The following is a 13,372-nucleotide window of genomic DNA, read 5'->3' on the forward strand; positions in this document are numbered from 1 at the left end:
CTGGTGTTACTGATGGGGCATTTAGTCCGAAATTCCCCCACATTCTCCGAGTTTTTCCCCGGCACACGCGCAATACTGGACGGCATCCCGCGCCCGGAGGCACGGGACATCAATGGGAGGGGGCGCGCCGGATGAAGGCGGAGGAACGCTGGCAGGCCAGGTTCCGCGCGTCGCGCATGACGCTGCCGTCCTGGGCGCGCCAGGCCCCCAACCGCTCCATCTACCGCTCCAACGCCACCGGCACCTGGGAGGTCTACGCCTGGGACCGCGTGACGGGCGCCGTCCGCCAGGTCACCGACCGCCCGAAGGGCACCGCGTACGCCGCCATCGACCCCACCGGCCAGTGGATCTACTGGTTCGCCGACACCGCCGGCGGCGAGTTCGGCGTGTGGTGGCGCCAGCCGTTCGCCGGCGGCCCCAACGAGCCGGTCGCCCCCGACCTCCCGCCGGGCCAGCCCGGCGGCATCTCCCTGTCCACGACGGGCGTCGCGGCGATCAGCATGGCCAGCGAGGGCACGTTCAGGATCCACGTCGTCCGCGTCGGCGGTCCGGCGACGCTCCTGTACGAGCACACCGAGGCCGCCTGGGTGGCCGACATGTCCCTCGACGGCTCGCTCGTCGCGATCAACCACGGCGAGTACGGCGACTTCCGCCACCCCGCGCTCCGCGTCGTCCGCCAGAGCGGCGAGACGGTGGCCGAGCTGTACGACGGGCCCACCAAGGGCGTCACCGGCCTGCACTTCGCCCCGGTCGTCGGCGACCGCCGCCTGCTGGCCCTGCACGAGCGCCGCCGGCGGCACGAGCCCCTGGTCTGGGACCCGGTCAGCGGCGAGCAGCGCGAGATCTGGCTGAGGGACCCCGGCGACCTCAACGCCGAGTGGTACGACGACGGCCGCGGCCTGCTCCTCCTGCGCGACGACCGCGCCCGCACGTACCTGCACCGCTACGACCTCGCGGGCGGCGGCCTGACGCTCATCGACACGCCGCACGGCGTGATCGACGAGGCGGCGCCCCGGCCCGGCGGCCACGTCGAGTACTCCTGGTCCAGCGCCTCGCGCCCGCCGATCATCCGCTCCAGCAACGGCCAGGTCGTGGTCAACCCCGGCGGCCCGCCCGCCCCGCCGAGCGTCCCCGTCGAGGACATGGACGTCGAGGGCGAGGGCGGCCGCATCCACGCGCTGGTCTCCAAGCCCGAGACGGGCGTCGCCCCGTACCCGACCGTCTTCCTGCTGCACGGCGGCCCGACGGCGCACGACCGCGACGAGTTCTCGCCGGAGGTCGCGGCCTGGGTGGACTCGGGGTTCGCGGTGGTGCGGGTCAACTACCGGGGCTCGACCGGGTACGGCTCCGCCTGGCGCGACGCGCTGCACGGCGACGTCGGGCACATCGAGCTGGCCGACGTGGCCGCCGTACGCCGGTGCGTGGTCGACCGCGGCATCGCCGACCCGGAAAGGATCGTGCTGGCGGGCGCGGCCTGGGGCGGCTACCTCACGCTGCTCGGCCTCGGCACCCAGCCGGACCTGTGGGCGGCCGGCATCGCGGCGGTGCCGATCGCCTGCCACCAGACCTCGTACGAGGACGAGGCGGAGAGCCTGCGCGCCTACCACCGGGCGCTGCTCGGCGGCTCACCCGACGAGGAGCCGGAGCAGTACGCGGCCAGCTCCCCCATCACCTACGTCGACCAGGTCAAGAGCCCGGTGCTGATCCTGGCGGGCGAAAACGACACGCGCTGCCCGCTGCGCCAGATCGAGAAGTACGTGGCCAAGCTGGCCGAGCACGGGCGCCAGCACGAGGTCTACATGTACGACGCCATCGGCGGATCGCTCGTCATGGCCGAGCGGATCGCGCAGACGGCGCTCCAGCTGGAGTTCGCCAGGAAGCACGTGAATCACCCTGACATTTGACACACTGTAAGAATCTTTCCTGACTTCTTACCTTGACGACCGACCTCCTTCGGTGACAGCATGTGTCGACCCTGTCACAGGGAGGCGTCAATTGAGCGTGCTAGCGGGCGCGCAGGACCACGATGGCCAGGTCGTCCTGGCTCGGCTCGGAGGCGAACTCGGCCGCACCCCTGCGGATGCGCTCGGCCACCGCCCTGGCCGACAGCCCGGCACATTCGGCCAGCAGCTTGGCCAGCCCGCCGTCGTCGTCGAGCAGCCGCCCGCCCGAGCGCCGCTCCGTCACCCCGTCGGTCACGGCCAGCAGCACGTCGCCGTGCTCCAGGTGCACCGTGTCGGCCTCGAACATGACCTCGTGGAAGACCCCCAGCAGCGACTGCGGCGTGGTCACGGCCTCCACCTTGCCGCTCGGCTTGAGCCGCAGCGCCTCGGGGTGCCCGGCCGACACCAGGCGCACCTCCAGCCCCGTCTCCACGGGCGTGATGTCACCGTGCAGCAGCGTGAGGAACCGGGCGCGCTCGCCCTCCTCCAAGATCGCCTGGTTGAGCCGGCCGAGCACGGCCGCCACGCCGTACCCCTCGCGGGCCAGCAGCCGCAGCGTGTGGCGGGCGAGGCCGGTCACGGCGGCGGCCACGGGGCCCGTGCCGCACACGTCGCCGATCGCGAACCGCCACGAGTCGTCGCCCGCCTTGAACAGGTCGTAGAAGTCGCCGCCGACCTCGTTGGTCTCGCCGGCGGGCTCGTAGATGACGCCGTAGTCGAGCCCGGGGACCTCCGGCTCGTTGGGCGGCAGCAGGCTGCGCTGGAGCGCCCTGTTGGCGGCGGCCTGCTGGGCGTAGAGCCGGGCGTTGTCCATGGCCAGCGCGGCGCGCCTGCCGATGTCCTCGGCGAACTGGATGACGTCGTCGGGGAAGCGGTCGGGCCGGCCCAGGCACATCATGCCGAGGCCGCGCCCGCGTGCGGTGAGCGGCACCGCGAGCACCTGCGAGTCGGACAGGTGGATGGTCGAGGTGACCCTGGTGTCGGCGGCGGCGACGTCCATGTCGGCGAGCTGCTCGCGCAGGCCGTCGATCCTGGCCTCGTCGGCGTGCCAGAGGTAGACCAGCCGCATGGGCCCGACGGAGTTGTCGGAGGTGTAGACGGCGCACCAGCTCGACAGCCGCGGCACTACGACCTGGGCGACCAGGGCCGGTACCATGTCTGGGTCGAGCGTGCCCGCGAGCAGGTCACTCGCGTCGGCCAGAAACCCGAGCCAGTGCGGCCCTCGGGCGCTCTCCTCCAGCCATTCGGCTGCCACCCTGTCCGGGGAGCCAGGTAGCGTGAGCCTAGCCCAATGGACACGGGAATCGCCCGTGAAGGTGACTCCCCACTCTTCGACGTTAGCGGAAGGAGCTTTTGGATCACCCTGGGAGAGGCTTCGCTGCCTCAGTTCGACCTGTACGGCATCCCCGAGATGCTTCCAGATCACCTCAAACGGCTCGTCAGCGACCTGCTCGGCCAGATCTCCCGCGACTTGTTCGGCGGTATGGAGCACGCCGCCGGTGGCCCACGCGGTCATCACCTCGCGCGTGAACCTCATAGCAGCCGTAACAGCGGTATCGCCCGGCGCGAACGTCGCAGCGAGCACCGCGTGGGGAGAAGCAGTCATCCCACCGTGCCTACCACACTTAGCGCCGACTTGGGGTAAATCCAAGGGCAGGACTATGAGCTACTCATCGTGACAGACTTGAATCACTCGCAGGAGCCCGCCGCGAGTGAAGGAGGCCCCATGACCACGGCCAAGGCCGCGCCGACTCCGGAGGAGAGGACCTACACCGAGTCGGATCTCGTTCCCATCCTTGAGACGCTTTTCTCTTGGCGGGATGGTGACTTCCGGCGTCGTGTCCCACATGCGCCTCCCGGGATCCTCAGCGAGGTCCGGCTGCTGCTCAACGAAGTGGCCGACCGTCGCGAACACCTGGCCAACGAGCTCGTACGCGTTCGCAAAGAGGTCGTCAAGGAAGGCCGGTTCGGAGAGCGGCTGACGCCCGGACCGGGCGTCGGCGCCTGGGCGGAGAGCGTCGAGTCGGTCAACCAGCTGATCGACGCCCTGGTGAGCCCCGTGAGCGGCGCCGCCGACGTGATCGACGCGGTCGCCAAGGGCGACCTGTCGCGCCGGATCGACCTCGACCGGTCGGCCAGGGGCGAGGTGCGGCGCCTGGGCAAGGCCATCAACGGCATGGTCGACCAGCTGGCGCTGTTCAACGGCGAGGTGACCAGGGTGGCGCGCGAGGCCGGCACCGAGGGCCGGCTGGGCGGCAGCGCCAACCTGCGCGGCATGTCGGGAAGCTGGCGCGACCTCACCGAGGCCGTCAACACGATGTCGTCCCGCGTGGCCGCGCAGGTGCGCGACATCGCGGTCGTGACCACCGCGGTGGCCAAGGGCGACCTGAGCCGCAAGGTGACGGTCGACGCCGTGGGCGAGATGTTCGAGCTGAAGAACACCGTCAACACGATGGTCGACCAGCTCTCCGGCTTCGCCGAGGAGGTCACCCGAGTCGCCCGCGAGGTGGGCACCGAAGGCCAGCTCGGCGGCCAGGCGCAGGTGACCGGCGTCTCGGGCGTCTGGAAGGACCTCACCGACAACGTCAACTTCATGGCCAACAACCTCACCTCGCAGGTGCGCAGCATCGCCACCGTGGCGACGGCGGTGGCCCAGGGCAACCTGTCGAAGAAGATCACCGTCGATGCCGAGGGCGAGATCCTCCAGCTCAAGGACACCCTCAACACGATGGTGGACCAGCTGTCCTCCTTCGCCGACGAGGTCACCCGAGTCGCCCGCGAGGTGGGCACCGAAGGCAAGCTGGGCGGCCGGGCCGAGGTGAAGGGCGTGTCCGGGGTCTGGAAGGACCTGACGGACAACGTCAACTCGATGGCCAACAACCTGACGTACCAGGTGCGGAACATCGCCCAGGTGACCACGGCCGTGGCCAACGGCGACCTCACCCGCAAGATCGACGTCGACGCCCAGGGCGAGATCCTCGAGCTCAAGTCGACCATGAACACCATGGTCGAGCAGCTGTCGTCGTTCGCCTCCGAGGTGACCCGAGTCGCCCGCGAGGTGGGCACCGAGGGCCAACTGGGCGGCCAGGCGCAGGTGCGCGGCGTGTCCGGGGTCTGGAAGGACCTGACCGACAACGTCAACTCGATGGCCAACAACCTGACCTCGCAGGTGCGCCAGATCGCGGCCGTGTCGTCCGCGGTGGCCCAGGGCAACCTGTCGAAGAAGATCACCGTCGACGCGCAGGGCGAGATCCTCCAGCTCAAGGACACCCTCAACACGATGGTGGACCAGCTGTCCTCCTTCGCCGACGAGGTCACCCGAGTGGCGCGCGAGGTGGGCACGCAAGGCCAGCTCGGCGGCCAGGCCCGGGTGACCGGCGTCTCGGGCGTCTGGAAGGACCTCACCGACAACGTCAACTTCATGGCCAACAACCTGACCTCGCAGGTGCGTAACATCGCCGAGGTCACCACGGCCGTGGCCAACGGCGACCTCACCCGCAAGATCGACGTCGACGCCCAGGGCGAGATCCTGGCCCTGAAGACCACCATCAACCGCATGGTGGACCAGCTGTCGTCGTTCGCCTCCGAGGTGACCCGAGTCGCCCGGGAGGTGGGCTCCGAGGGGCAGCTGGGCGGCCAGGCCCGGGTCGAGGGCGTCGAGGGCACGTGGAAGCGCCTCACCGAGAGCGTCAACGAGCTGGCCGGCAACCTCACCACGCAGGTGCGCGCCATCGCCACCGTCACCAGCGCCGTGGCCCGCGGCGACCTGACCCGCTCGATCGCGGTCGAGGCGCAGGGCGAGCTGATGGAGCTGAAGGACAACATCAACTCGATGGTGGCCAACCTCCGCGAGACCACCCAGGCCAACCAGGAGCAGGACTGGCTCAAGTCCAACCTGGCCCGCATCTCCCGGCTCATGCAGGGCCACCGCGACCTGCTCGAGGTGGCCAAGCTGACGATGAGCGAGCTGACGCCGCTGGTCTCGGCCCGCTACGGCGCCTTCTACGGCATCGATCCCGAGGGCGACCACGAGCTGATCCTGATCGGCGGGTACGGCGTGCGCCCCGACCGGGGGCCGCGCCAGCGGTTCGCGATCGGCGAGGGCATCGTCGGCCAGGCGGCGGCCGAGGGCCGGCACATCATGCTCGACGACGTGCCGCCGCAGTTCATCACCATCGACAGCGGGCTCAGCCAGTCGACGCCCGCGCAGATCGTGGTGCTACCGATCCTGTTCGAGAGCCGCGTGCTCGGCGTGCTCGAGCTGGCCTCGTTCACGCCGTTCGGCGAGGTGCACCTCGACTTCCTGCGCCAGCTCGTCGAGACCATCGGTGTCACGATGAACACGATCATCGCCAACTCCCGCACCGAAGACCTGCTCACCGAGTCGCAGCGGCTCACCCGGGAGCTCCAGGAGCGCTCCGACGAGCTGCAGCGCCAGCAGGAGGAGCTGCGCAGGTCCAACGCCGAGCTGGAGGACAAGGCGGCGCTGCTGGCCAAGCAGAACCGCGCGATCGAGATCCAGAACTTCCAGATCGAGCAGGCCCGCCGCACGCTGGAGGAGCGCGCCGAGCAGCTCGCGGTCTCCTCGCGCTACAAGTCCGAGTTCCTCGCGAACATGTCCCACGAGCTGCGCACGCCGCTCAACAGCCTGCTGGTGCTGGCCAAGCTGCTGACCGAGAACGCCGAGGGCAACCTGACCTCGCAGCAGGTGGAGTTCGCCCGCACGATCCACAGCGCGGGCTCGTCGCTGCTCCAGCTCATCAACGACATGCTCGACCTGTCCAAGGTCGAGGCGGGCCGGATGGACATCCATCCGATCCAGGTGTCGCTGCCGAAGATGGTGGATCTGCTGGAGGCCGCGTTCGCGCCGCTGGCGCAGGACAAGGGGCTGTCGTTCACCGTCGACGTCGAGTCCGACGTGCCGAAGGAGCTGCGCGCCGACGAGCAGCGCCTGCAGCAGGTGCTGCGCAACCTGCTCTCCAACGCGGTGAAGTTCACGCCGCGGGGCGAGGTCAAGCTGCGCGTCTCCATGGCGCCGCCCGGGGTCGACTACGACGACGACAGCCTGCACGACGCCGACGACCTGCTCGCGTTCCAGGTGATCGACACCGGCATCGGCATCGCGCCCGACAAGCGGGACGTCATCTTCGAGGCGTTCAGGCAGGCCGACGGCACGACGAGCCGCAAGTACGGCGGCACGGGCCTGGGCCTCGCGATCTGCCGCGACATCGCCAGGCTGCTCGGCGGCGAGATCCACGTGGACAGCGAGCTGGGCAAGGGCAGCACGTTCACGCTCTACCTGCCGGCCTCGTACACCGGCCCGCTGGCCGCGACCGACGCCGCCGCGCCGCGTCGCCAGCTGATGACGGCGCCGACGGTGGAGTCGGCCGCGACGGTCACGACGGAGCCGCCGCTGCCGCTCGACCTGCCGATGCACGAGCTGGTCGAGCCGCCGGCGGAGACCCCCGTCCAGTGGCAGGGCGACGACCCGCTCAGCGGTGCCAAGATTCTCATCGTGGACGACGACATCCGGAACGTGTTCGCGCTGACCAGCGTTCTGGAACGACACGGTTCCACGGTCGTCTACGCTGAAAACGGTCGGGAGGGGATCGAGCAGCTCGAACGAAACGAGGACGTCGCGCTCGTGCTGATGGACATCATGATGCCGGAGATGGATGGCTGGGCCACCACGTCCGCCATCCGGCGCATGCCTCAGTTCGCCGATCTGCCGATCATCGCGCTGACCGCCAAGGTCATGCGGGGCGACCGCGAGAAGAGCATCGCCTCCGGCGCGTCCGACTACGTCCCCAAGCCGGTGGACGTGGACCGCCTGCTCGAACGCCTGCGCGGCTGGCTGAGCCGCGGGCGCGGGTCCACGTCCGACGCATCTGCCTCAGCAGCCGAAGGGTCGTGATCGATGCCGGATCGCGCCAAGATTCTCCTCGTCGACGACCGCGAGGAGAACCTGATCGCTCTCGAAGCCATCCTCAGCTCGCTCGACCTGGTGCCGGTGCGCGCCCGGTCGGGCGAGGAGGCGCTCAAAGCGCTGCTCAACACCGAGTTCGCGCTGATCCTGCTGGACGTGCGCATGCCCGGCATGGACGGCTTCGAGACGGCCGCGCACATCAAGCGGCGGGAGCGGACCAGGAACATCCCGATCATCTTCCTGACCGTGGTGGACAGCGCGCCCGACTACGCCTTCCGCGGCTACGCGGCCGGGGCGGTCGACTACCTGACCAAGCCGTTCGACCCCTGGGTGCTGCGGGCGAAGGTGTCGGTCTTCACTGAGCTGTACAACATGAACAAGCGGCTGGCCGAACAGGCGTCCCTGCTCCGCGACCGCCTCAGCGGCGAACTGCCGCCGGGGGTCGGGGACCACGCCGCGGTGCTGCCCGAGCTGTCTCGGCGGCTGACCGCGGTGGAGGACGAGCTGGCCCGGGTGCGGGAGCTGGCCCGCAAGTCCCAGGACCCGGCCCTCGCCGTCCCCCTCTCCGACCTCACGGACCGCCTCAACCACCTCCGCGCCGGCTTCGACGCCCTCTCCTGACCCCACCCCGACCACCGCCGCCCCCACGCGGGCGGTGCGAGGGTGCCCGGCCTTACGCGGTGAACCCTTGAGGGGTGCGCCGGCGGTGAGGTGGCGCTGCGGGGTGTGCGGGTGGTCGGGCGCCGTGCTCGTTGCGCCGGGTCCCGCCGTACGCCTACTCGCCGACGCGGCGCGCAGAGGGGCGCGGGCGGTGGATGGGTCAGGCGGTGGCCAGGGAACTGGCGGAACGGGGCACCGTAGCCGAGGGGTTCGCGTGGCGAGAGGTGTTGTGGCCGGAGAGCCCGTGGCCGGAAGGTCGCGTGATCGGCGAGGCGGCGGAAGCGGGAGTGGCCAGGAAGGGGGGTGACGGGCCGGGGGGGTGAAGGGCAGGGGGTGACGGGCGGGGAAGGTTAGTGGCGGGCGCGTTCCAAGGCGTCCCAGAAGCCGCGGCGCAGCGCATGTCGTACTTCGTCGTGCAGCAGGAAGTCGATCGGCAGCGAAGACCCCTGCAGCAGCCGCGCCTCCAGGTCGGACGGCATCCGGGGTTTGCGGGCCAGCACCGCCTCCAGCCACAGCGCGGGCGCGTCGCGCGCCACGGACTCGCCGAAGTCGTGCCCCTCGCGGTGGGCGGACTTGACCGCGTCCGCCAGCGTGGTGGCGCCGGCGGTGGCGGCGGACGGCGGGGTGACGGGCGCGGGCTGCGGCCCCGTGTACGGCCCCAGTTGGGACGGCTGGTAGGTGCCGCTGGACGACGGGCTGGCGAACTGCCCGGTGGTGGGCGACTGCGGCTGCGCCGGGATGGGACCGGTGGCGGGAGCGGGCGGCGTCGGCGGCGTGGCCGGCGGCTCGGGCTGGTAGCTGGCGTACGTCGGCAGCACGGGTGGCGTCGACGATTCTCGGCCGCGGCCGGACGAGGACCCGTTGGACGAGGGCTGGGACGAGGAGGAGGCGGCGTGGCTGCCGCTGGACGGCGGGAGCGGGGGCAGCGACGGGGGAAGGGACGGCTGGGCGGGCGGCAGCGAGTGGGCGGCCTGCCCGTTGCTGATCGGCTGGTGCCCGTTGGACGACTCGGCGATGCCCGCGACGAGGCTGACGTAGGGGCGCAGGTGGACGGCGCCCAACTCGACCAGGTCGTCGCACTCCTGGCGCAGCGAGCGCGACACGGCCCAGCCGCCGTCGGCCGCGATGTGGATCACGCTGACCCTGATGCCGAGGTCCTGCGCGTCGCACACGACCTGGGCGAGGTCCTCGTCCCCGCTCACGACCACGGCGTCACAGATGGCGTTGTTGCGGGCGAGCGTCATCAGGTCGCGATGAACCTGGGCGTCGACGCCCTCGCGCCGGCCCGGCCGGATGCGCGACAGCCTGAGCTTGAGGCCCGGTATGTCGGCCAGCGCGTCGTGCTCCGGCGTGCGACGGCCTTCGACCGTCGCCTCGTACCAGTAGCACCTGAGCAACGGCAGGCCGGTGCGCTCGCGCGACAGGCTGGTCATCAGCTGGAGCAGCCCCGGGTAGTCCCAGGCAACCGCTTCGCGATGACGCGTGCCGTGCACGGCCATCGCGCCATCGGCCAGCAGATAGCCGGCGTCTACGAACAGCGCACAGCGATCCACTAAGCACCGCCCCTTTCCTGGTGGTCCGTCCTGGCTGGCTCTGCACCGTCAGAGACCGGACTCGGCGGCCCTCTCTCAGGGTAATGAAAGCAGGTGATCGCGCGAGGGTTAATCCCGACGATTCGGCATCGACCTGCTGCCACACCGGAGCATTCAGCCAGACCGTACCAGTTTGTCCCGTTCACCATCATGATCGCGCACGGACGCTCAACGCTGCCACTCCGAAGAGCACGACGTCCTTGTCCGTCGCGATCGTGAGCCCCGGATCCACCCCGAGCTCGGCCCCGATCGTGTCGACGTCGACGCCGAACGTCATCTCCGCCGCCCCGGTCGAGGACTCGTCGAAGACGTTCGAGGCGTCCCGGTCGCCGCCCTCGGGGGCGAGCGCGCCGGACCCGAGCGAGACCTTGTCGCCCTTGAGGTCGGCGTCGCCCTCCCACGTCACCAGCTCGACCCTGGCGGGCGAGGCGGACGGCCTCAGCCCGTCGAGCGGGATGTGCACGCGGCCCGCCGGCCCGCCGGCCACGGTGGCCGCGTCGAGCACCATGGCCTGGCTGTACGGCTCTGCCGGATCCGTGACGACCAGGACCAGGCTCCACCCGGCGTGCCGGGACGCCCCTTCCTCCATGGGCATGTCGGCCGCCCACCACGTGCCGTTCCCGGGTGAGGCGGCGACCAGCTTGCTGACGTCGGCGTACGCCTGGTAGACGGGCCCCGACGGCAGCTCGCGCAGCGCCACGTCGTCGGGTTTGACCAGCGTGTACTGGCGCCGCCCCGGCGGTCTGACCTTGATGGGCCCGGCCGTCGTCGAGCTCGCGGACCAGTAGAGGCCGGCCCACACGACCTTGCCCCCCTTGGGCAGGCTCAGCGTGGCCCCGCTGGACGCGCCGGTGCCGGAGCTGTCGTCCTGGTCGAGCGCGGTCATCGGCCAGAGGTCGTTGTCGCGCCGGCCGTGCTGGCGCCGCCTGGCCTCCGCGCAGCCGGCCTCCGTCTCGGGGCAGGTCAGCAGAGAGTTGCCGATCGCCCTGACGGCCACCTTCCCGTCGGTGGCGAACCTGGCGGGCGCTCCCGTCGCCCGCACGCCGTTCTCCGACTGTGCCCTGACGTGCAGGGGGCCCGCGTCGATCCGGACGGCCGGGCCCGCGCCCTCCGGTGCCTCCGCCGCCACCCGTACCCGCAGGAGCAGCGTCGTGCCCTGCCCCGCCGCCAGCGGCGCCCTGGCGCACCGCGCGCCGTGGCCGGAGGGGCGGCACGCCCACCCGTCCGTGGTGCCCGCGGTGTCGCGGTCGTCCGGGCGCGCGGGCGGGACGAGCGTCACGCCCGCGGGCAGGTCCACGGACGCCGCCAGCTCCTCGCTGGGCGCCTCGCCGTAATTGCGCAGGCGCAGGCCGACGATGCCGGGCCGGGCGCGTACGAGCGAGCCGAGCGCGTCGACGGTGGCACGCAGCCGCGCCGTACCGGGTTCCTTGCTCTTGATCGGGCTCTTCGCCGGACTCTTGGCCGGCGGCCGCACCCGCGCGGGCTCCTCGCTCTGCAGCGGCACGGGCACCGGCGGCTGCTCGCCGCCCGCCGGCGGCGGTCCGGCGACCGGCACGGCGGCGGTGGGCCTCGTGATCGGGTTCTTGTCGGTGGCCAGCAGCAGCCCGGCCGCCACGGCCACGGTGACGGCCATGCTGCCGGCCATCGCGGCCCGCTGGTGCCTGGGCGCCCGCCACAACCGGCCGAACCCCCGCAGCAACCCGCCCGCGCCACGGCCGAACCCCCGCACCAGCCCGCCCGCGCCGCCGCCGAACCCCCGCACCAGCCCACCGGCGCCGCCGGCCACGGCCGGCTTCGCCAGCGTCGCCGCGTACCCGCCGAAGATCGGCCCCGCGACCAGCGGCCCGACCATCACCCGCAGCCCGCGGTTGACGTCGGTCAGCTCCAGCAGGACCCCGTTGCACTCCTCGCACGCCTTCACGTGCTCATCGACGTCTTTGGCGTCGCGCCTGGTCAGCCCGTCCCGGACGTACGCGCTCATCTTGCCGAGCACCGGCCGGCAGTCGTGCCTGGGCGGCGAACCCAAATGCATCTGCAGGTACGCCTGCCGCAGCCCCTCCCTCGCCCGGTACGCGAGCGCCGCCACGCCGTTGGGCGTCAGCCCCAGCAGCGGCGCCACCTCGGCCGGCTTGCACCGTTCGACCTCGGTGTGCCAGAGCACCGCCCGCCACCGCTCGGGCAGCGACAGGAACGCCCTGGCGATCAGCGACCTCTCCAGCCCCACGAGCGCCGGATCGACGAACGGCACCCCCGGGTCGTACGCCTCGATCTCCCCCGTGGTCACCTGGCGGCTCTCGATCCTGGAGCGGTCGTAGACCGTGCGCCGCACCACGGTCAGCAGATAGGTGCGGAAGCCCGCCTCGGGCCCGCCGCCCCGGCCGACCAGGTCGAGGATCTTCGTGAACGCCTCCGCGACCACGTCCTCGACCTCGGAGCGCCTGACGAGCTGCCTGGCCAGCGCGCGGGCGGCGGCGACGTGGCGCTCGTAGAGCTGCCCGTAGGCGGCCGCGTTGCCCTCTCTGACCGCCTGGAGAAGCTCTGCGTCGCTTCGCGACCACGATTCGACACCCATAGTGACCTCACGATTACGCGGGGTTGCCTCGCGCATTCATTCCGCACTCCCCGCCGGTACTAAACCGCGCCCGCGCCTTTACCTTCTGGAGGGCGCCGCCGCGGCCCCTCCGGCCGGAGCCATAAGCTTGGCCGCATGACGGATCGCGACAACCTGCTGGCCGAGATCAAGAGCAAGGCCGTCGTCCACGGCAAGGTCACCCTCTCCTCCGGCATGGAGGCCGACTTCTACCTCGACCTGCGCCGCATCACCCTCGACGGGGTGGCCGCGCCGCTGGTCGGCCGGGTGATGCTCGACCTGACGGCCGACCTGGAGTTCGACGCGGTGGGCGGGCTCACGCTGGGGGCCGACCCGGTGGCGGGCGCGATGTTGCACGCGGCGGCGGCGCGCGGGCGCACGCTCGACGCGTTCGTGGTGCGCAAGGCGCAGAAGCAGCACGGCATGCAGCGCCGGATCGAGGGGCCCGAGGTGAAGGGGCGGCGGGTGCTGGCCGTCGAGGACACCTCCACGACGGGGTCCTCGCCGCTGACGGCCGTGGAGGCGCTGCGCGAGGCGGGCGCCGAGGTGGTGGCCGTGGCGACGATCGTCGACCGGGGCGCGCGGGAGCGCATCACCGGCGAGGGTCTGGAATACCGCTCGGTCTTCACCCTCGACGACCTCGGGCTCTGAGCGCCGCGGG

Annotated in this window: 8 protein-coding genes; 5 read left to right on the plus strand and 3 right to left on the minus strand. The window is 71.4% G+C overall.

The features are described from left to right. Positions 1–131: 131 nt before the first annotated feature. Complete coding sequence (locus ABZS69_RS31560; protein WP_355378945.1) at positions 132–1,904, plus strand: prolyl oligopeptidase family serine peptidase; 1,773 nt, start codon at positions 132–134, stop codon at positions 1,902–1,904. Between the two features lie 100 nt (positions 1,905–2,004). Here ABZS69_RS31560 and ABZS69_RS31565 read toward each other — a convergent pair whose 3' ends face one another. Next, positions 2,005–3,198, minus strand: coding sequence for a GAF domain-containing SpoIIE family protein phosphatase (locus ABZS69_RS31565; protein ID WP_355378947.1), 1,194 nt, complete (start codon positions 3,196–3,198; stop codon positions 2,005–2,007). Positions 3,199–3,234: 36 nt separating this feature from the next. Here ABZS69_RS31565 and ABZS69_RS31570 point away from each other — a divergent pair, with 36 nt between their 5' ends. The 3 genes from ABZS69_RS31570 (at position 3,235) to ABZS69_RS31580 (ending at position 8,490) form a co-directional block, all read left to right on the plus strand. After that, the gene (locus tag ABZS69_RS31570; RefSeq protein WP_355378949.1) at positions 3,235–3,588 is read left to right on the plus strand and encodes a hypothetical protein; all 354 of its coding nucleotides are present in this window, start codon (positions 3,235–3,237) and stop codon (positions 3,586–3,588) included. Positions 3,589–3,669: 81 nt separating this feature from the next. Continuing rightward, entirely contained in the window at positions 3,670–7,857 is a 4,188-nt protein-coding gene (locus tag ABZS69_RS31575) for a HAMP domain-containing protein (RefSeq protein ID WP_355378951.1), read from the plus strand. Between the two features lie 3 nt (positions 7,858–7,860). Beyond that, complete coding sequence (locus ABZS69_RS31580) at positions 7,861–8,490, plus strand: response regulator (protein WP_355378952.1); 630 nt, start codon at positions 7,861–7,863, stop codon at positions 8,488–8,490. Positions 8,491–8,879: 389 nt separating this feature from the next. Here the strand turns inward: ABZS69_RS31580 and ABZS69_RS31585 are convergent, their stop codons facing one another. Further along, positions 8,880–10,082: an NYN domain-containing protein gene (locus tag ABZS69_RS31585; protein WP_355378954.1), complete on the minus strand. Its 1,203-nt coding sequence runs from the start codon at positions 10,080–10,082 to the stop codon at positions 8,880–8,882. A 187-nt stretch (positions 10,083–10,269) separates the two neighbouring features. Further along, positions 10,270–12,693 (minus strand): sigma-70 family RNA polymerase sigma factor, encoded by a 2,424-nt coding sequence (locus tag ABZS69_RS31590; RefSeq protein WP_355378956.1) that lies wholly within the window; start codon positions 12,691–12,693, stop codon positions 10,270–10,272. A 135-nt stretch (positions 12,694–12,828) separates the two neighbouring features. On the opposite strand from ABZS69_RS31590, the gene pyrE reads away from it, so the two are divergent. Further along, complete coding sequence (gene pyrE / locus ABZS69_RS31595; RefSeq protein WP_192789323.1) at positions 12,829–13,362, plus strand: orotate phosphoribosyltransferase; 534 nt, start codon at positions 12,829–12,831, stop codon at positions 13,360–13,362. The last annotated feature ends 10 nt before the right edge of the window (positions 13,363–13,372 follow it).

Source organism: Nonomuraea sp. NPDC005650, assembly GCF_040605375.1.
Taxonomy (GTDB): Bacteria; Actinomycetota; Actinomycetes; order Streptosporangiales; family Streptosporangiaceae; genus Nonomuraea.